This is a genomic window from Flavobacterium sp. MDT1-60, from assembly GCF_014844035.1.
Taxonomy (GTDB): domain Bacteria; phylum Bacteroidota; class Bacteroidia; order Flavobacteriales; family Flavobacteriaceae; genus Flavobacterium.
On the sequence record NZ_CP062159.1, the window covers coordinates 5,203,429 to 5,222,292 of the forward strand.

The 18,864-nt window shown below is 34.5% G+C and carries 18 protein-coding genes; 12 read left to right on the top strand and 6 right to left on the bottom strand.

Annotated features, from left to right (window positions below; all coding sequences use genetic code 11):
* Nucleotides 1–393 precede the first annotated feature (393 nt).
* Nucleotides 394–948 carry a transposase gene (locus IHE43_RS21765; protein ID WP_192185841.1) on the top strand — a complete coding sequence of 185 codons (555 nt, stop codon included), beginning with the start codon at nucleotides 394–396 and terminating at the stop codon, nucleotides 946–948.
* Between the two features lie 521 nt (nucleotides 949–1,469).
* Here IHE43_RS21765 and IHE43_RS21770 read toward each other — a convergent pair.
* Together IHE43_RS21770 and IHE43_RS21775 are read right to left on the bottom strand one after the other, a co-directional pair.
* Nucleotides 1,470–1,682, bottom strand: coding sequence for a hypothetical protein (locus IHE43_RS21770; protein WP_192185842.1), 213 nt, complete (start codon nucleotides 1,680–1,682; stop codon nucleotides 1,470–1,472).
* Between the two features lie 26 nt (nucleotides 1,683–1,708).
* Complete coding sequence (locus IHE43_RS21775; RefSeq protein ID WP_192185843.1) at nucleotides 1,709–2,698, bottom strand: hypothetical protein; 990 nt, start codon at nucleotides 2,696–2,698, stop codon at nucleotides 1,709–1,711.
* 460 nt (nucleotides 2,699–3,158) lie between these two features.
* Here IHE43_RS21775 and IHE43_RS21780 point away from each other — a divergent pair, with 460 nt between their 5' ends.
* Both IHE43_RS21780 and IHE43_RS21785 read left to right on the top strand, forming a co-directional pair.
* Nucleotides 3,159–3,878, top strand: coding sequence for a sensor histidine kinase (locus IHE43_RS21780; RefSeq protein WP_225585250.1), 720 nt, complete (start codon nucleotides 3,159–3,161; stop codon nucleotides 3,876–3,878).
* A complete protein-coding gene (locus tag IHE43_RS21785; protein ID WP_192185845.1) occupies nucleotides 3,854–4,549 on the top strand; it encodes a LytTR family DNA-binding domain-containing protein in 696 nt (231 codons plus the stop codon). The genes IHE43_RS21780 and IHE43_RS21785 overlap by 25 nt, the downstream gene beginning before the upstream one ends.
* A 136-nt stretch (nucleotides 4,550–4,685) precedes the next feature.
* Here the strand turns inward: IHE43_RS21785 and IHE43_RS21790 are convergent, their stop codons facing one another.
* The 3 genes from IHE43_RS21790 to IHE43_RS21800 form a co-directional block, all read right to left on the bottom strand.
* Nucleotides 4,686–5,102 (bottom strand): hypothetical protein, encoded by a 417-nt coding sequence (locus IHE43_RS21790; protein WP_192185846.1) that lies wholly within the window; start codon nucleotides 5,100–5,102, stop codon nucleotides 4,686–4,688.
* Nucleotides 5,103–5,238: 136 nt separating this feature from the next.
* On the bottom strand, nucleotides 5,239–5,847 hold the full coding sequence (locus IHE43_RS21795) for a YkgJ family cysteine cluster protein (protein ID WP_192185847.1): 609 nt from the start codon (nucleotides 5,845–5,847) through the stop codon (nucleotides 5,239–5,241).
* A gap of 556 nt (nucleotides 5,848–6,403) precedes the next feature.
* Nucleotides 6,404–6,799, bottom strand: coding sequence for a helix-turn-helix transcriptional regulator (locus IHE43_RS21800; RefSeq protein WP_192185848.1), 396 nt, complete (start codon nucleotides 6,797–6,799; stop codon nucleotides 6,404–6,406).
* 90 nt (nucleotides 6,800–6,889) lie between these two features.
* Between IHE43_RS21800 and IHE43_RS21805 the strand changes: the two genes are divergently transcribed.
* From IHE43_RS21805 to IHE43_RS21850, 9 genes are all read left to right on the top strand, one after another.
* Nucleotides 6,890–7,096, top strand: coding sequence for a hypothetical protein (locus tag IHE43_RS21805; RefSeq protein ID WP_192185849.1), 207 nt, complete (start codon nucleotides 6,890–6,892; stop codon nucleotides 7,094–7,096).
* Nucleotides 7,097–7,125: 29 nt separating this feature from the next.
* Nucleotides 7,126–8,148, top strand: a complete 1,023-nt coding sequence (locus IHE43_RS21810) for a hypothetical protein (RefSeq protein WP_192185850.1) — start codon at nucleotides 7,126–7,128, stop codon at nucleotides 8,146–8,148.
* A 430-nt stretch (nucleotides 8,149–8,578) separates the two neighbouring features.
* Nucleotides 8,579–9,679, top strand: coding sequence for a hypothetical protein (locus tag IHE43_RS21815; protein WP_192185851.1), 1,101 nt, complete (start codon nucleotides 8,579–8,581; stop codon nucleotides 9,677–9,679).
* A 104-nt stretch (nucleotides 9,680–9,783) separates the two neighbouring features.
* The gene (locus tag IHE43_RS21820) at nucleotides 9,784–10,353 is read left to right on the top strand and encodes a hypothetical protein (protein ID WP_192185852.1); all 570 of its coding nucleotides are present in this window, start codon (nucleotides 9,784–9,786) and stop codon (nucleotides 10,351–10,353) included.
* Nucleotides 10,354–10,521: 168 nt separating this feature from the next.
* Complete coding sequence (locus IHE43_RS23945) at nucleotides 10,522–10,653, top strand: hypothetical protein (RefSeq protein ID WP_255513816.1); 132 nt, start codon at nucleotides 10,522–10,524, stop codon at nucleotides 10,651–10,653.
* A gap of 140 nt (nucleotides 10,654–10,793) precedes the next feature.
* Nucleotides 10,794–11,636, top strand: coding sequence for a class 1 isoprenoid biosynthesis enzyme (locus IHE43_RS21825; protein WP_192185853.1), 843 nt, complete (start codon nucleotides 10,794–10,796; stop codon nucleotides 11,634–11,636).
* A 31-nt stretch (nucleotides 11,637–11,667) separates the two neighbouring features.
* Nucleotides 11,668–12,861, top strand: a complete 1,194-nt coding sequence (locus tag IHE43_RS21830) for a peptidase, M50 family protein (RefSeq protein ID WP_192185854.1) — start codon at nucleotides 11,668–11,670, stop codon at nucleotides 12,859–12,861.
* A gap of 237 nt (nucleotides 12,862–13,098) precedes the next feature.
* On the top strand, nucleotides 13,099–16,611 hold the full coding sequence (locus IHE43_RS23980; protein WP_305038529.1) for a hypothetical protein: 3,513 nt from the start codon (nucleotides 13,099–13,101) through the stop codon (nucleotides 16,609–16,611).
* Nucleotides 16,612–16,834: 223 nt separating this feature from the next.
* The gene (locus IHE43_RS21850) at nucleotides 16,835–18,058 is read left to right on the top strand and encodes a TMEM143 family protein (protein ID WP_192185855.1); all 1,224 of its coding nucleotides are present in this window, start codon (nucleotides 16,835–16,837) and stop codon (nucleotides 18,056–18,058) included.
* Nucleotides 18,059–18,281: 223 nt separating this feature from the next.
* Here IHE43_RS21850 and IHE43_RS21855 read toward each other — a convergent pair whose 3' ends face one another.
* Entirely contained in the window at nucleotides 18,282–18,836 is a 555-nt protein-coding gene (locus tag IHE43_RS21855; RefSeq protein ID WP_192185856.1) for a DUF4494 domain-containing protein, read from the bottom strand.
* Nucleotides 18,837–18,864: the final 28 nt, after the last annotated feature.

Below are 18,864 nucleotides of genomic sequence, written 5' to 3' on the forward strand. Positions count from 1 at the left end.
TTGAAAAACTATGCGGGCACGGATTACAAATCCCGATCGCGCAGATATAGACATCACCACGCGACGATAGCGCGGATTTGCAATCCGTGCCCGCAAAGATAAGACACAAGTATTTTACAAAGTAATCTTGACAAACTGTGTGGGCACGGATTGCAAATCCGCGCTATCTGTGCGCAAGTGGTGTCTTTAACATAACATATATCAAGTTATTGATTATATATACTAATTGACACTAAAACATTTTAATATTTTGTTACCGCAAAGACTCAACTATTATATTAAAAAAACTTGAAAAACTGTGCGGGCACGGATTACAAATCCGCGCTATCGTTGTGGTTAAATAAAAGATAAAAATTATTTTTGTAGCTTTTTTACTATGTTAAATTAAAAAACATGTCTACAAAATACAAAGCTACTACATCTGGAAATGCTTATTTTATAACTTTAACAACTGTTGGCTGGGTTGACGTTTTTACACGAGTCAATCAAAATTATACCATAATTAATGCTTTGCAATATTGTCAAAAAAATAAAGGTTTAGAAATTTATGCCTATTGCATAATGTCAAGTCATATTCATCTACTTTGTCAGGCAGTAGATGGCTTTATTTTATCTGATGTCATAAGAGATTTAAAAAAATTTACCTCGAAGAAAATTATTCAAACCATAATTGAAGAACCAGAAAGCCGAAGAGAATGGCTTTTACCGCATTTCGAGAAAGCCTGTGAACATCTCAAAAGAGATCAAAAATATAAAGTGTGGCAAAATGGTTATCATGCTGAAATTGTAGAAAGCAATTGGTTTATTAAACAAAAAGTAAATTACATTTATAATAATCCCGTTGTTTACAAAATCGTTACATTGCCTGAAGATTATTATTTTAGCTCGGCTAGAAATTATGCGGATTTAACTAATGAGCTCGAAGTTATCGTTTTGACCTTGTTATAAATAACTTTACGGGCACGATTTGCAAATTCGCGCCATCATAATTTCCATAAACGTTAAGATTATACAAGTATGAAAAACTCTCAAACAACAAATAAAAATAAAAACTGGCTCAAAATAATAGTCGAAACTTTACTAGATTTTATTCTAATGTGGAAATGATATTATTATTTCAAGAAGCTCATTTTTATTTTATAACGTGTTAGAAAAATCAGAGCCAAACCTATTTGCCTTTTCGACAATTCCGGAAAATATTACAACGGGATCTTTATTCACAGGAACCCTATTTCCCTCAAAGAAAAAGTAATAATGAAGATAAACTGTTGTACTAAGTCAACTGTTTCAAAAGAAAAACTAAAACGGTAAGAATGAAACTTATCATAATGTAATTTTGGGAATTAATTTCAAAAAATCGCGATACAAAATTATCAATAACCGCGAGATAAACAGCTGCGTATTTATACCTGATTTTGTGAATTGTGAATTATTAATTCAATTTATAACTTAAGATCTACAATTCACAACTAATCAAGTATTATACAAATAAATCCCAGACGATTTACATATTCTATAATAGGATTCAATTGTAAATTCACGCCTTCAATCCGCAATATTTTATCACAGTCTTCCAGATCAAAATTGACTTTATACGTTGGGAATTGTCGCCGAATAAAGGCAATAATATAATTTGTATCTGATTCTTTTTCAACATTTGTTTTAAAAATCTCAACCACCATAATTATTAATTTTAATTACTCTTAAATCATTTTCGCTGAAAGAGATTGTACGATATCCCAACCCTAAAATAACCTTGCGTATCTTCACTTTGATCATACACATAGCGGTTGGTCCGTTCGCCTCTTTCAGTAATGCGCGTACTCAAAACATTATTAGCTCCTGCTTTTACAAATGCAATTATTTTTGGCGTAAAGCAATATTCATAGGTAATTCCGGATTTCAGTTCCAGTTGGTTCAGCTCGTAAATACCCTGTAAATTGGAGTTATTTAAATTCAAATAAAAACTTTCGGAATTTAATTCGGTTCCAAACGAAATTCTTCCGTTTTCCAGCAATTCTCTTCGAAATAAAAGTCGTTGTGGCAAAATGAAATCCACATCCCATTTTGAATCTTTAAATTTATGGTTTATTGTCAGGACCGGCGTTATCGGAACAATTGACGACGGATCCAACATGCCCAGTGCACCAACGGTAATGGTAGTATTTGGGCTTCGCTTAACCACTATAACTGCTGAGACAAATCCTTTTAAGCGCTGTAGTTTATCTTCATTTCCATCCACACTTACCGTTGCATTGTAAATAACCGGCTTTTTAAAAAGTGATGTTATATAAGTCGCACTTACAGCACCTGCCCAATAATGAAAATCTTCAGTACTTCTGGTATACGTCTGCGTGCTATTATAATTGTAAATATTTCCAAAATCATAGCGTTCATATTTGTACCGAAGGGAACTCGTTAAAACAAACCTCTTCGATTCTGAAGCATAAAAAGGCAGATTAAAAGCAGCTTTAAAACGACTATGATTTTCAATTCGTCCTCTTTCAAACTTATTTCCAAATAAATCAGAATCGTAATTTGACGGTCCCAATTGTTCGTATTGCACATCAAAAGTTCGCGTTGTCGGAAATTTATCTACTATTGCCTTCCCCAAAGTTTTCATGGCTGGTTCTTTTTCCTGTGCCATTGCTTTGAAAGACGCACATACCACTAAAACACAAATGATTTTTGTTCTCATAAGCCAATAAAAATTTAAAAATTGTTTTGAAGAAAAACGTTTAGAACTCAAGGCAAAAATAATAGTGAAGTCTTGATTATAATAACTTAATTATACCAGTGGCGTATTATTTATACCAATGGCGTTTGTATAATTTTGGATCAGAAAAAAACAAAAACTGTACTATTTCGCTAATTTTGCCGTTATGACGATGCTCAAAATATACCAGAACTTTTTCCTCCGCAACCTCATTGTAAATACCATTGTCATAGGTATTATTTTTGTTTGTGTCTATGATGAGTTCAATTACAATGGCAAAAATTACTTGCTGCTTTTACAAAATATCTGCCTGGGTTATCTGCCCATGTATATGGGTGTTTTGTTCAGTAATCTTTTTATAATCAGGAAATTTCTTTTTACGAAGAAAATCAAAACCTTTTGGGTTTTATTTCTTGCTTTTTGGGCATGTTATTATGTTTCCATGACCTATTATTTCTATTATGTTGGGTTGGGAAGAATGAAAACATTATCGATTTTGTCTTTAATCTCCAACGGAACTTTCCTGTATTTCCTGCATGCCGTAATCATGAAAAAAGTCTCGGAGTCAGACAAGGATATTATGAATTACAAATCAGAACTTTCATTTTTAAAACAACAGCTCAATCCGCATTTTTTACTGAATGCCATGAATAATTTGTACGGAGAATCGCTGACCGAACCGGACAAACTACCGGACAGAATTCTGAATCTTTCAGACATGCTCCGTTATCAGATTGAAGCCACCAAAAAAGATTATGTATTGATTGATGAAGAAATTGACTTTGTTAAAAAATACATTGAATACTATAGATTTCGAAACGAAAGACTAAAAGTGACCCAAAACTATGAAGGCGATTTTAAAAACATCGATATTCCTCCTTTATTCTTTTTGCCCTTAGTAGAAAATGCTGTGAAGTTTTCGGGAGAAACACAAGAACCGTTTATAGCAGTGGATTTAAAAGTAAAATGCCAACATTTATCGTTTACCTTAAAAAACAATTATTTAGATTCGGGTTCAAGACTTTCGGGCACCGGAATTGGAATTGAAAACCTAAAAAGACGTTTAGAAGTTTACGGTCTTAAACACGAACTGAGCTGCAAAAAAGAAAAAAACACCTATAGAGTAAAACTGAATATATGGGACTTACCTACCGTTGCCTGATTATTGACGACGAAACGCCGGCTCACAAAGCGCTTGCTTCGCATATTGCAAAATGCGATGATCTGGAGCATTCAGGAAGTGCTTTCAGCGGAATGGAAGCGGTAAAAATGCTCAACGAAAACCAATACGATATTATTTTTCTGGACATTAATATGCCCGTGATTTCCGGAGTCGAATTAATGGAATTACAGCCCAACCGTCCGCTTACGATTGTTACCACGGCTTATTCTGATTTTGCACTTTCGGCCTATCAAAACGATGCAATTGATTATTTGCTGAAACCTATTTCGTTCGAAAAATTCTCTAAAGCGATAGAAAAAGCCAAAACCTATTATTCAGGAAATAGCATCAAAAAAGAAAATACCGGCACAGAAAGAACACTTTCCTACCGCGCCAACGGCCAAATGATCGACACGCTTTTGAGTGACATTCTCTATATAGAAAGCCTGGGCAACTACATGAAATTGTACAGCAAAAAATTAAAATCTCCCCTTATTATTTACGGTTCACTCTCCAGTCTAAGCGACGAAATCAACAGCAAAGATTTTGTGCAGGTACACCGTTCCTATATTGTAAATAAAAAAGAAATAACCACCAAAACCTCCAAGACATTAACCCTCTCAAACGGAGAAATCATCCCTGTAGGAAGAAAGTATCAGATTCTTTTATAATATGACAGTTCTGGAATTAGAAAATTTGACAATGATTATGCGCGCAATCTATTTTCTAATTGACACATTATCTAATTAAAAAAAATGCTACGCGAATATCGCTGACTTCACTAGCGAAAAGTTTTCACCCCAAAAATCATCTCTTCCTAAACAGAACAGCAATCGCCCTCGTAGACCATAACGCCCACAAAATCAAAACAGGCTGAAAAAACAATCGAATCAAACGGGCTTGATCTGTGTTCATGCCCAGAGCGTCCGTTCCGTTTAAATATTGGGCGATATTACCCGGAAAAACCAATACATAAAATACGCCCAGAAAAATCCCTATTTGTATTTTATAACGGGTTAGGAAAATTAGGGCCAAACCTATTGCCATTTCGACTATCCCGGAAAGTATCACCACGAGATCTTTATCCATTGGAACCCAATTCGGCACCTGCGCCTGAAAATCAGTTCGCTGAAAAGTAAAATGTCCCATTGCAGCCGTTATCATAAAGATTCCCAAAAGGATTCGGAAGAAATTTTGAGTTTTGGTCGTAGTCCTATTTTCCATCTGTTGATATTTTAGTTGCGATTTGATTTGAATGTCTGTGTATTATTACAAGTGTTCCATCTCAAAATTACGTAATCAATCCTAAAATACTTTGTACTTTCTAACAGTATCGTTGTGTAATAACCATATGATTTCTTTAAGCAATATTCTCCAGCCCACCCGGAAATGGCCTGTAAGCATAATAATGCAAAACCTCCTCAATAGCTATTTTTAAAGCTTCATTTATAGGAAGCAAGCTAACACCCATTCTTAAATCGATTTGGGCCAACTGCATATAATAATCAGAAAAAATGGGAACGTATTTTCCTTTGTTAATCGCTACTTCCGCTTTAGTAAAGTTTTCCTGTTGTTCTTCTTTTATGATATTACAGGTAGCCAATCGCAGTTTCCCAAATTTATCTGTGGTAGCACCGTAACCAAAAAGTCGGCAAATTAAACCACGGTAACGATAATTACTACAGCTTCCTTTATGATGTTCCAAAACCGAAAGCGAGCGGTATAAAAAGCAATTCTTAGTCGAAATGCTGCTTAATTCTTTTAAAGTTACCTCAGCTTTGCCATTCAGAAACAAATGAAAGGCCCAGGGTAAAAATTCTAAGGGCGAAGCGTCTATGTTGGGTGTCGAACAGCATTTGCCACAACCTGCTTTGCAATGCAAATACGTTTCAGACTGGAAGGCCGTAATTTCAATTTCAAGACGATCAAACAATGCTTCAACCTGCCCAACCTTCTCTTCTATTGACATTTGTTTTTTTGTAAGGTAGGCTAATAGAAATGGCTACTGTTACAATTGTAGTTTTATTGGGAAGATTTTAGATTTGCTCCAATTATCTACTTCTGCGAAGTGTCTCTACCGATAATGCAGATTTGCAATCCTTGCCCGCAAAGATAAGACACGTTAATTCGGCTAAAACAAACCTCAAAAAACTGTATGTGCACAGAGTTGTAGCTTTTTTATGTTTAATAAAATGCATCCCTAATATTAAATTTACGGCCTAATATTAAAAACACGTATAAATACGTGGTGCCCAGTCCATATTAATTCTTAAACTTGCTATCAGTATGGTGGAACATATTTTTATCATGGTTTTTCTGTAGGTAGGAAACCTTGATTGTTTAATACTATTTTTTGGGGCAAAAAGTGAGATCACAATCGACAACGATTTAAGATCTCACTTTTTAGTTTTATGCCATACCAACTTCCAAATAGTTTCTTTAAAAAAAGCACAAACGTCATAGACATTTGCGCTTTTTGTATGTTTTAAAAGAATATAAGTACTCCTTTATATCAATATGAAATCTTAGTCTTTCTTTTGATTATTTTTTGCAATTTGAGTCTCCAGATATAAAATTATTTTTTTAAGACTTTCAATAGTCTCTTTTCTCGCTTCTGCAAGATCTTTATAATTAAGGGCTTCCTCTGGATTTTTCGTATCAATTTTAGTATACGGGGCAGTTTCTTCATTTAAAATATTCAGTTTGAGCATATCTCCGGTGCCTGTCAAAAGCCATTCGACATTAATATCTGAATATATTCTTAGGATTTTCTCTAATTTATCGACACCAATCGTTTTGTCATTTTTTAATTGACTGGCAAAAGAACCGTTAGACATACCAATCTCTCTTTCAAATGCGCTAATTTTAATACCTTTTAAATCAATGTATTGTTTTATTCTTTTTAAAGTGTTTTCAGTCATAAATAAAAATATTTTAGAAAATGTCCTATTCTGTTATTATTTTAAGAAATATCTTACTATGTTTGTCCTAATATTAATACAAACACAGCAATGGACAAAAGTATAAAAACAAAACCAAGTTATAATCAAGAAGTCCTAAAGATTATAAAAGACAGACATGGCTACTCGTTTGATTATATCCGAAAATGCATTCGCGGCGACCGGGTTGGTATTATTTGCGATATGTTGAAAGCTGAATACATCAAACTGAATAATGAATCTATAAAAGCCATAGAGATTCGCGCTACTAAATTATAAGCCGAAAAGAAAAATTAAAACAATATAAAATGAGAAAAATTACATGCCTGCTATTACTAATTCAATTTGGATTTATTAACGCACAAACAAAAACAGTAGTTACGCAAAATGGCGAAAAATTGGATATTAGCCCCTATGCCAACAACGGATTATCAGCAAATAATGGCTTTATACAATTAGGCGGTGCTCTGACAAAACCATCTGTTTTAACAACAACTTCAGCTTTTACCTTAGCGATCGAAGGATTACAGACCGGCGGTACAGCGGACAATATTTTGGTTACTGATGAAAATGGTGTTTTAAAAACAGTTGCTAGATCAAGTTTTGCAGGTGCTGATAATTTAGGAAATCATATTGCGACCCAGGATCTGAATATGAATTCGAACAACATTGCATCAGCTAATGATATTACAGCAACCGGAAAGACAAGTACAGGAAAAGCAGCCATAGCTTTAGGTTCTGATGGCAATGCACCCAAACCTGGAGATTTTGCAACCGCAGCCGATGTCAACGGAAATATTACCTGGCACACGCCATCTGAAGCTGCACCCGTTGGAACAGCATTTTTTAAATATACTTTATCAACAGATATAAGTATAAATGCCGAATCCGGAAAAATAAAATTCAATAAAGAAATTGTTGATAAAAGCAATGTAACATCTGGCAAGTTAGTCAATAATAGTGGTTCGTATTCTGTATTTACAGTCCCTAAAACAGGCTATTATGCTATTACGGTCAGCGTATACCAATTCTTGTCCAGCACTACCACAGTCTCAGCCCGAATGTTTCGAGGAAGAATTCAACTTGTTGATGAAACAACTTCTGAAATTATCGGTACAAATGAAATTTATATGTATTCTATCCAACCCTTTTATTGGAGTCCGCAACTGATTACAACTATCAATAAGCTTACTGCAGGACAACGAGTAAGTGTGAATTTTTTCAATAATTTTAAAACGGCTTCTGGTATTGCGGGAAATACAAATATAGCAGGAGACACTGCATCACATCCTTCAATCTCTTATCTAAGCGGGTACTTTATTTCTGAATAGTAAGAATTGTATCCAAAAACTTTACTAATCTTATCAATAAAGCTTTTCATTATTAACTTTTTTAAATAGCCCTATTGCATCACAACTAGAACAAAAGTTCGAATACTATAAGCTACATAACGAATCTAAAAAAGCAATAGAAAGTAAAATCCATAAACTATAAGGCTTATTAACAGAAAAGGTCAAATCAATTACAATGAAAAAAAAATCAAATCTGCTCTGGATAATCAAACTGGATTACAATAACCTTCTGTTTAATGGTAAGTATTGGTCGTATTCTGATACAAGTAGAACTTTTAAGGGCAAAGGACTCTTTATGAATTGTTAATTTTGTAGCTCTTTATTTACAACAAATAATGAAATGAAAACTTTTTTAGTCCTGCTCTTTAATCAAAATATAAAGTAAAATAAAATTGTTAAATTATAAGAAATGAGAAAAATTACATGCCTGCTATTACTAATTCAATTTGGATTTATTAACGCACAAACTAAAACAGTAGTTACGCAAAATGGCGAAAAATTGGCTATTAGTCCCTATGCCAACAACGGCTTATCAGCAAATAACGGCTTTATACAATTAGGAGGTTCATTAATTACGCCTTCTGTTTTAGCCACATCATCGACCAATACTTTAGCTTTTACAGGATTACAGTCTGGCAGCACTGCAGACAATGTTTTAGTAACCGATGCAAATGGTGTTTTAAAATATGTGTCGCGATCAAGTTTTGGTGGCGCTGACAACTTAGGTAATCACATTGCGACCATGGACTTGAATATGTCAACCAAAAGTATCTTAAACATACAAAATGCCTACATTAAAAACGAAGCACAGATATCAGACCGTGTAACTACAAATACCAACTATTTCGGAATTTATAAAAACAATGGATTTTTTGGAATTTGGAATAATTTAAAATCTACAAATGCCCTGACAATTGATGAAAGCACAAATAAAACTACGCTGACTTCAGCACAAATTGCAAAAGGCACAGATGGCTTGGCTCCACTAGCAGGTTATGTTGCAATGGCAAATGACAATAATGGAAATGTAGTATGGAGGCCTTTAGCTGAAGTTTCCGGAACTTCAAGTATCCAATTCTTTCAACAAAGTACTGGCAAAAGCACAGAAGGATCAACAACATGGAACAACGTGCCTGGTTTTGCAAATATGACTTATAAAGCTCCGGCAGATGGGGACATGGTTGTTACCATAATTTTATATTCTGCTTTAAATCAAAATCCTTCAGCGGGGACACCTGCAATGACCAATACCCAAATGCAATTCACAGTTAATGGAACTGCTGTAGCTTATGGTATGTCAACACCAATAGGTGTTTCCGGAGCAGGATTTAATCCAGAATGCACTACTGTTATAGCTAAATTTTCTGTTATTAAAGGGACTACATATACTTTTAATGTGCAAGCAAGAGATGTCTGGAAATCAAACACCGCAGGTGCTTATGTTGGTACATTTACTTGGACTTCTTACTCTTCTCCTTCTACCATAATGGGAATGCTTATTACCAAATAAGCATTGAACACTATAAATTGAAAGTTTATAATCAAGCTCAATCAAAATAAATAGAGAATCATATTTAAAAATCAAAAAGTATATTCTCAAAATTCAAATGGATTATGAAATGCAAGTTTTTAATACTAATGATTGCATTGCTTTTAATGCAATCCAATATTTATGCACAACGCAAGGACAATACAAGTAGCGATAAAATCATATCATCACAAAAAAATGATGATGAAAAAATGTTTAAATATCTAAACTTGTCCGAAGAACAAATAGTCAAAATGCAAGCTATTAGAAAAAATGGAAAAGCTAATTGGAAAGTTCTGAAAGATGTTCCTGAGGCTCAAAATAGTTTGGTGTTAAATATGGCAACCACACAAGACAGTATTGACAATTTACTATCTCCTATACAAAAGGTTAAGATGAGAAAATTTGAGATGAAAGAAAATTATACCAGTGGATTAAAACAAAAAATTAATTTATCTCAAAATCAGGAAGAACAAATAGAAAGTATCTGTGAACAATCATTCGATAAACAGCAGACAATTATAAATAGTAGCTCAACAAGTGACGAAGACATTAAGCAACAGATTGGCAAACTCAACACCGAAACTTCAGATAAAATAGCCAAGCTATTAACTGTCAAACAAAAAAGGCAGCTTGAAACAGGAAAAGAAAACTAATCTATCTATAGCGTTTAAAAAACTTCAAGCACCAATAATTTCAGATAGTTTATTGTTGTAATACAGGGAATGATTCAGATAATTTGTAACCCTAAAAACAAAACATAAGGACGAGACTATAGGCCGAAACAGAAAGAAAAGTAATTGTTTAATTTAAAAATAGAAATAATGAATCAGGAAAATGAATTATTAGAAAAATTCCAAGTTGAAGAATTGGAAAAAAGATACGAATTCTGCTGGTGCTGTACTACTCCCGGAAAAGGAACTACAACTACTATAGTCGTAAAACCTAACGTGTAGTAATTCATATTGTGAACATTCTCGCTTATCTGCAAAAGTTCACTTTACAAATAACTGCAACTTAAGAGGGGTATAAAATTACCCCTCTTTAATTAAAGAACAATACGAAAATAATTTTTGCTTTTTTATAATGTGTACTTATGCGATTTGAAGATTATATTAAAAGTTTGCCTATTGCTGAAGATTTCAAAAATCTGATTTTAGATCAAAATTTCAGGGACAGTAATCCAGCTTATTATCAAAATTATCCTGTCCTTTTTTCAAAAGCTTTTTTGTTCAAAAAAAATGATCTCGATTATCTCAATATTGCAGGTTATTTATACTATCAGGCAACACTATTTACAGATTGTTTAATAGATGAAAAAGAAATAGAACAGTTTCCACTAATAACTATTTGCCAGGAAGAATGCATTAAAATTCTAACCAGTATCTATGGCCTAAAAAGTAACTTTTGGAAACTCTGGAATAAACGAAAAGAGGAATATCTACAAGCTCTTTTTATAGACAAAGAATTGCAAAAAAAAGAAAATGTTGCTCTTGAAGAATATGAAACACTAGCTGATAAAAAGTCCGCATTTGGAAAAGTGGCACTCGATTGCTTATTTACTATTGATAATCAAGATGAAGATTTGTATCAGAAACTATTACTTTCTCATAAATACTTTTCAGTAGCTTTTCAACTGAATGATGATATTCAGGATTTTAAGGAAGACTTAAGAAAAGGACAATTTAACTGGGCAGTATATCTTTTGCAAAAGCAAAACCTGTCCCATACAGATCCTGATTTATTGGAGAAATATCTTTATATCAGAGGCATATCAAAAGAAATGTATCAATTAGGAATTCAATATTGTGACAAAGCATTAAGTATTGTAGAAAATATAGATGTCCCGGAATGGAAAAATACTTTAGTACATACCCAAACCACATTCAGGCACGCCATTTTAGAAATTGACAATTATTTAAAAGCGCTAACTTCTTAGATAGTAATACCGATAGTTAAAACATCAATTCATGAATATAAATACAATACCCATACTTTCTAATGACATTACATTTAATCCCATTAATGGTGAGGATTATTTTATTCATCAGGAAACCTATGATCATAGAGTAAAAATTTCTCGTGATTTGTATGATTTCATGCAATTGATTGACAATAAAAAGGAATTAAAAAATCTTGTTTCAGATTATAATACCAAGTTCAATTCGTTTTTGACCAATGAGTTTGCCTATGAGTTTTTATTTAACAAACTGGCTAAATTCGGAATCATCGAAGCTGAAAATGTTGTTGTAAAACCAAACTTAAAACCCGGTTATCTAAAATTAAGTTTTATACTCATCAATGAAAAAAGAGCATCAAAAATAACGCAATATCTAAAGTATCTTTTTTTACCTAAAATAATAAAAAGTGTTTCTGTTTTGGCTTTAATCGTACTTTCAATCTCTTTTTATATTTTTAGAAATGAGATATTTTATGTAGGCATTGGCAAAGCTGAATGGGGTTTATTTTTTTTACTAAGCTTTATTGGTGTAACGTTTCACGAGTTTGGCCATGCAGCTGCTGCTCATTATTTTGGTGCAAAACATGGCGGAATTGGGGGTGGGTTCTATTTATTGATGCCCGTATATTTTGCTGACGTCACCGATATTTGGAAGCTGCCAAAAAAAGAAAGAATTACAGTGAATTTAGCCGGTCTGTATTTTGAAATGATCTATGCTGTTTTTTTAATTGGTGCAGGACTAGTTTTAAATTATCAGACTTTAATTATTCTGGCTTGCGTTTTCTTATTATCCACATTAAACAACATTAATCCATTTGTTAGAAGTGATGGGTATTGGGTATTATCAGATGCTATTGAAAAACCCAATATGATGTTTCATGCCTTATTTAAAATAAAAGAATTAGGTAAGCCTGAAATAAAGTGGCAAAAACTGGATTACTTTTTACTGTTTTACGGCATAATCAGCTATGCTTTTCTAGCGGCTTTTATTTATTATGTGATTATAAAAGATCCTGGTTCTATTTTATATTTCCCTCAAAACGTAAAAAATCTTATACACAATTTATTTTCTGAAGGCGTTAAATTTTCCATAGCAGAATTAAGCAGATTATTTGTTCCAATAATGTTCTTTACTTTGATTTTTCAGCTTTTAAAAAAGACCGTTTCTTCCTTTATTCTAAGAAGAAAAGAAGTACATACCTAAATTATTATTAACTAAGATGCATTTAAATATTGTCTTTGCCGCATAAATGGAGCACAAAGACACAACAGCAAGGATTAGTCCTATTTTATTATAACTAGAACTTTTGGTGGTAAAAGGTTCTGTATGATGCAATTAATTTTGCAGTTGATTTTATGATAAACAAATAAAGGATTCAAAAAAGCCTTTTTGTCTCATAAATAGGACTTTAAAAAATCATAATAGTTAAAATAATTTAAAATGAGAAAAATTACCTGCATGCTGTTGCTAATTCATGGCGGATTTATGATGGCACAAACAAAAACAGTCGTTACACAACACGGAGAAAAAGTAACCATCAGCCCTTTTGCCAACAACGGACTAACACAAAATAATGGTTACACCCAATTAGGCGGCGCTTTAACTAAGGCGTCTGTTTTAACTACAACCTCAGCTTATACTTTAGCCATTACAGGATTACAGGCGGGAAGCGCTTCAGACAACGTTTTGGTCAGCGATGCAAACGGTGTTTTAAAATTTGTATTGAGATCTAGTTTTTCCGGAGCGGATAATCTGGGAAATCATATTGCTACAATGGATTTAAATATGTCTAATAAAAATATTGCAAATATTTTTAACGCCTACATTAAAAATGACTTAGAAATATTTGATCGTGTAGCTACCAATTCAAACTATTTTGGGATCTATAAAAATAATGGACTGTTTGGCATCTGGAATAACTCAAAAAACACCAATGCACTAACAATTGATGAAAGCACCAATAAGACTACTCTGGTTTCTGCTCAGATTTCAAAAGGTACAGACGGATCAATTCCGGCAGCAGGTTCGGTAGCGGTTTCTACAGATGCAAATGGTAATATTAGATGGGCAGCTCCATCAACTATTGCGGGAGCCACGGGGCCACAAGGTCCAAAAGGTGATACAGGATCACAAGGATCACAAGGAATACAAGGTTTGACTGGTGCAACAGGTCCAAAAGGTGATACAGGAGCGCAGGGAATTCAGGGTCTGACCGGAACAACAGGGCCAAAAGGTGATACCGGAGCACAAGGAATTCAGGGTTTGACCGGAGCAACAGGTCCAAAAGGTGATACTGGAGCGCAGGGAATACAAGGTTTAACAGGTGCAACAGGTCCAAAAGGTGATACCGGAGTACAAGGAATTCAAGGTTTGACCGGAGCGACAGGTCCAAAAGGTGATACAGGAGCAACAGGTCCTGCTGGTGCTGCACCTACTACAGGTGCTGGTACAATAACAGGTAAGAACCTGATTGCAATTTCTGCAGGTGATAATAATGCATTTAAAAATACTGATATTAGTTTGACTGCAGGTACAGATAAGCAAGTTTTACAAACAGTAGGCACAACTCCAACATGGGTAAATGCTTCTACAATTGGCGACAATTTAGGAAACCATATCGCAACTCAAGATCTGAATATGTCGTCTAAAAACATTTTGAATATTAATAATGCGTATATTAAAAATGAAGTACAAGTTGCAGACCGTATAACAAGCAATACTAATTATTTTGGAATCTATAAAAATAACGGCTCTTTTGGTATTTGGAATAATCTAAAAAGCACAAATGCCTTAACTATTGATGAAACTACAAACAAAACCACACTTACTTCGGCACAAATTGCCAAAGGTACAGACGGATCAATTCCAGCAGCAGGTTCGGTAGCGGTTTCTACAGACGCAAATGGTAATATTAGATGGGCAGCTCCATCAACTATTGCAGGAGCCACGGGACCACAAGGTCCAAAAGGTGATACAGGAGCACAGGGAATTCAGGGTTTGACCGGTGCAACAGGTCCTAAAGGTGATCCAGGAGCACAAGGAATTCAGGGTTTGATTGGTGCAACAGGTCTAAAAGGTGATACAGGAGCGCAAGGAATACAAGGTTTAATTGGTGCAACAGGTCCAAAAGGTGATACCGGAGCACAAGGAATTCAGGGTTTGACCGGAGCAACAGGTCCAAAAGGTGATACAGGAGCAACAGGGCCCGCTGGTGCTGCACCTACAACAGGTGCCGGTACAATAACAGGCAAGAACCTGATAGCAATTTCCGCAGGTGATAATAATGCATTTAAAAATACTGATATTAGTTTGACTGCAGGTACAGATAAACAAGTTTTGCAAACAATAGGCACAACCCCAACATGGGTAAATGCTTCTACAATTGGCGACAACTTAGGAAATCATATTGCAACGCAAAATTTAGATATGTCATCTAAAAACATTACAAATATCAGCAATGCGTATATTAAAAATGAAGCACAAATTGCAGACCGTATAACAAGCAATACTAATTATTTTGGAATCTATAAAAATAACGGCTCTTTAGGTATTTGGAATAATTTAAAAAGTACAAATGCCTTAACTATTGATGAAACTACAAACAAAACCACACTTACTTCGGCACAAATTGCCAAAGGTACAGACGGATCAATTCCGGCAGCAGGTTCAGTAGCAGTTTCTACAGACGCAAATGGTAATATTAGATGGGCAGCTCCATCAACTATTGCAGGAGCCACGGGACCACAAGGTCCAAAAGGTGATACAGGATCGCAAGGAATACAAGGTTTGATCGGTGCAACAGGTCCAAAAGGTGATACCGGAGCACAAGGAATTCAGGGTTTGACCGGAGCAACAGGTCCAAAAGGTGATACTGGAGCGCAGGGAATACAAGGTTTAACAGGTGCAACAGGTCCAAAAGGTGATACCGGAGTACAAGGAATTCAAGGTTTGACCGGAGCGACAGGTCCAAAAGGTGATACCGGAGCACAAGGAATTCAAGGTTTGACTGGAGCAACAGGGCCTGCTGGTGCCGCACCTACTACAGGCGCTGGTACAATAACAGGTAAGAACCTGATTGCAATTTCTGCAGGTGCCAATAATGCATTTAAAAATACTGATATTAGTTTGACCGCAGGTACAGATAAGCAAGTTTTACAAACAGTAGGAACAACCCCAACATGGGTAAATGCTTCTACAATTGGCGACAATTTAGGAAATCATATTGCAACTCAGGATCTGAATATGTCATCTAAAAACATTTTGAATATTAATAATGCGTATATTAAAAATGACGCACAATTTGCAGATCGTATAACGAGTAATACTAATTATTTTGGAATCAATAAAAATAATGGTTTGTTTGGAATTTGGAATAGTTTGAAAAACACTCATGCCTTAACAATTAGCGAAACAACCAATAATGTTGGAATTGGTATTGGTTCAGCGATTCCTACTAATACGCTGCACGTTAAGGCTGCAACAGATCCTCTTAAAATAGAAGGTTTGGCTGCAAAAACAGATGATACTAATGCACTTTTGGTGATAGATGATAATGGTGTAGTTAAAACATCATTTTCAAGAGCCACTTATAGAACAGCAAATTTAGATCCTGGAGAATCTGCCACCATAAATTTAATTATTAATCCTCAATATGCCTCTATAATTATAGGATCAAGCAATCTCTGCATGAGAAATGCGCTAACTACTTTTACTTGCAATGGAGATGTTCTTGCCTTTTTGGGTGGACAGGCAAGAAATGTGCCTTTTACAAGTACTGTTCTTGATAATAGCGGAAATGCTGTCTCCTTAAATGCTGTTGGAGTTGTTAATTGCGAAGATGGTGGCGGTAGTACACAATTCGATTTCGACATTAAAAAATCTGGCGCATCAATCATAATTACCAATAGAGGAAATGTACCCAGAACGTTCAACGTTAGACAAAATGAAATGTAATGTAATAGAATAATGATGCTGATGACTAATCAAAACAGATAATCTAATTTCCTGATTTTTCATCAAATAGGATCTAAAAAGCTGCACTCTTTTGAGCTGCAGCTTTTTTTATATAAACCTCTTTGCAAATATGTTTACTATAAAGCTTAGAATAAACTCCTAAAAAAAAGTAAAACCTTTTGTATCTTTGCTTTCTTCAACCTATTAGAAGCCCAAAATCCACATGACACGAGAACATTACATTCCCTTTAATAAGGAATTCCTACTCGAGCAACAAATTGCCTCTTTCGCCGAAGATCCTAAAAAGGTTGATGATTTTAAAAAATTGTTTGATATTATCGAACATTATTTTCATTACGAAGCATTTAATTTAAACCAAAATCTAAAACAAAATTATGCTTTGTTTGATCCCGATTTGAGTGTTAAAGAACGAAAAAGCTTTATTGGCAAAAGTGATTTTTCAATCTTTAAGGCAACATTACTGACGGTTTTAGAGCAGGGTAATTACAGGCGAATTAATCAGAAAACTTTAGAGGAGGCATTTAAAGGTTCTGACTTGATTGGGCTAAATCTTTCTATAGATTTTAATGCTTTTAAGGATTACGAATTGTATGTTCGCGGACATCATAAATCTACAGAAAAGGTTTCAAACTATTTCTTCTGGAAGAAAAAGATTGATATTGAATACTACGACCGTGTCATGATTTACCTGCATTACAATGACACGAATTTCCTGAAGGAAAAGAAGGTTAAATTAGGAAAGATGCCAATTGAGCCTGGGTCAGTCGTTTTGAAAATCTTTAAACGTGTTCCGAAAAATGATTTGGAAACCATTTTTCCAAACGCGATTCCGAGAATGTCTTTGAAAGATAAACTGCTACTTTGGGTTCCTGGAATTTTTGGTGGAATTTCATTATTAAGCGCGAAAGTAATTCCGGCATTAGTCAATATGTATAAGGCTTATGAAACCGGCGAAGCGATTGATTTATTGAATAGTAAAACTTCCTTAAATCAGGGATTAATCGCCTTGGGAATCTTATCTATTTATTGCTTCCGTCAATACAACAATTTTGTAAACAAGAAAATCAGATATTCTAAAATACTTTCGGATAGTTTGTATTTCAAGAATCTCGGAAATAACAGCGGCGCTTTTTATTCGCTACTAAATTCATCTGAAGAAGAAGTGCTTAAGGAAACGATTCTGGCGTATACTTTTTTATACAAAAGCGAAAAACCACTGACTGCCGAAGAGCTCGATACACAGATTGAATCGTGGTTTGAAAAAACATTAAAAACAGATCTTGATTTTGATGTGAAAGATGCTTTGGATAAACTAAAAAATACTGGTCTTGGTGTAGAAACAAATGGAAAATGGAAAGTGGTTTCGTTAGAAAAAGCACTTGTTATCATTGATGCTTTGTGGGATGGGGTTTTTGAATATAATTGAGAATTTTGAGTTATGAGTTATGGGTCCTGAGTTATAGGTTATGTAAGACGATCATATATACAGACCGCTTTATCATCCTGAGGTAATCGCAATTTTGTCATCCTTCCTGTCAGGATGACAAACCGCACTGTGTCGAGTCTCTAGTGCGATCCTTCGTTCCTCAGGATGACAAACAAAAAAAGAGGACTTTTCAAGTCCTCTCTCTATTATAATTGTGAAAGCTTTACTCACTATCAGCTTCTATCAAATCTTCTACATTTTCGCCCATATCTCCTACGGCTACTAATTCTGGTTTTGAACCTTTTAATGCATTGAATCTTTCGATTTGTTCTAAATCTCCCTCTTCTCCACTGAAATAAGGAAAAACATCCATAATTGGCGATTCTGAAATGGCTGGGATTGTATAATCTCCCATAGTATTTTTCATTACTGAAACGGTGTTGTCGTAGGCCTCTTTTACGTCATTGGCCTGTACCAGCAAATACATATTGGTTTTGCGTTCTTTTCCGCTTTCTTCGTCAAAAGCGATTAAAGAAACTTTTGATTTAAACCAACGATCGGCATTTTCGAATGGATGAATCTCAGCATAATTGGCCACTTTTATGTTCGTGATTTTAAATTCTTCACTTACATACGCCGCCATTTCTTCGTTGATTCTGCTCTCTGCTTCTGTATAAGATACGGCGTCTACCAAATAAGGTTCTGTCGTAACCTTTTGTGTTCCAATATCATCTGTTTTTCTATATTTTACCTTGCATTCGTACCAAACTGCGCTCATTTCTATTATTTTTAAGGATGTCAAAGAT

Excerpts from the sequence above, each read along its gene's own strand:
- IHE43_RS21765 (WP_192185841.1), top strand. The coding sequence starts at position 394 with ATGTCTACAAAATACAAAGCTACTACATCTGGAAATGCTTATTTTATA.
- IHE43_RS21770 (WP_192185842.1), bottom strand. The coding sequence starts at position 1,682 with ATGGTGGTTGAGATTTTTAAAACAAATGTTGAAAAAGAATCAGATACA.
- IHE43_RS21775 (WP_192185843.1), bottom strand. The coding sequence starts at position 2,698 with ATGAGAACAAAAATCATTTGTGTTTTAGTGGTATGTGCGTCTTTCAAA.
- IHE43_RS21780 (WP_225585250.1), top strand. The coding sequence starts at position 3,159 with ATGACCTATTATTTCTATTATGTTGGGTTGGGAAGAATGAAAACATTA.
- IHE43_RS21785 (WP_192185845.1), top strand. The coding sequence starts at position 3,854 with ATGGGACTTACCTACCGTTGCCTGATTATTGACGACGAAACGCCGGCT.
- IHE43_RS21790 (WP_192185846.1), bottom strand. The coding sequence starts at position 5,102 with ATGGAAAATAGGACTACGACCAAAACTCAAAATTTCTTCCGAATCCTT.
- IHE43_RS21795 (WP_192185847.1), bottom strand. The coding sequence starts at position 5,847 with ATGTCAATAGAAGAGAAGGTTGGGCAGGTTGAAGCATTGTTTGATCGT.
- IHE43_RS21800 (WP_192185848.1), bottom strand. The coding sequence starts at position 6,799 with ATGACTGAAAACACTTTAAAAAGAATAAAACAATACATTGATTTAAAA.
- IHE43_RS21805 (WP_192185849.1), top strand. The coding sequence starts at position 6,890 with ATGGACAAAAGTATAAAAACAAAACCAAGTTATAATCAAGAAGTCCTA.
- IHE43_RS21810 (WP_192185850.1), top strand. The coding sequence starts at position 7,126 with ATGAGAAAAATTACATGCCTGCTATTACTAATTCAATTTGGATTTATT.
- IHE43_RS21815 (WP_192185851.1), top strand. The coding sequence starts at position 8,579 with ATGAGAAAAATTACATGCCTGCTATTACTAATTCAATTTGGATTTATT.
- IHE43_RS21820 (WP_192185852.1), top strand. The coding sequence starts at position 9,784 with ATGAAATGCAAGTTTTTAATACTAATGATTGCATTGCTTTTAATGCAA.
- IHE43_RS23945 (WP_255513816.1), top strand. The coding sequence starts at position 10,522 with ATGAATCAGGAAAATGAATTATTAGAAAAATTCCAAGTTGAAGAATTG.
- IHE43_RS21825 (WP_192185853.1), top strand. The coding sequence starts at position 10,794 with ATGCGATTTGAAGATTATATTAAAAGTTTGCCTATTGCTGAAGATTTC.
- IHE43_RS21830 (WP_192185854.1), top strand. The coding sequence starts at position 11,668 with ATGAATATAAATACAATACCCATACTTTCTAATGACATTACATTTAAT.
- IHE43_RS23980 (WP_305038529.1), top strand. The coding sequence starts at position 13,099 with ATGAGAAAAATTACCTGCATGCTGTTGCTAATTCATGGCGGATTTATG.
- IHE43_RS21850 (WP_192185855.1), top strand. The coding sequence starts at position 16,835 with ATGACACGAGAACATTACATTCCCTTTAATAAGGAATTCCTACTCGAG.
- IHE43_RS21855 (WP_192185856.1), bottom strand. The coding sequence starts at position 18,836 with ATGAGCGCAGTTTGGTACGAATGCAAGGTAAAATATAGAAAAACAGAT.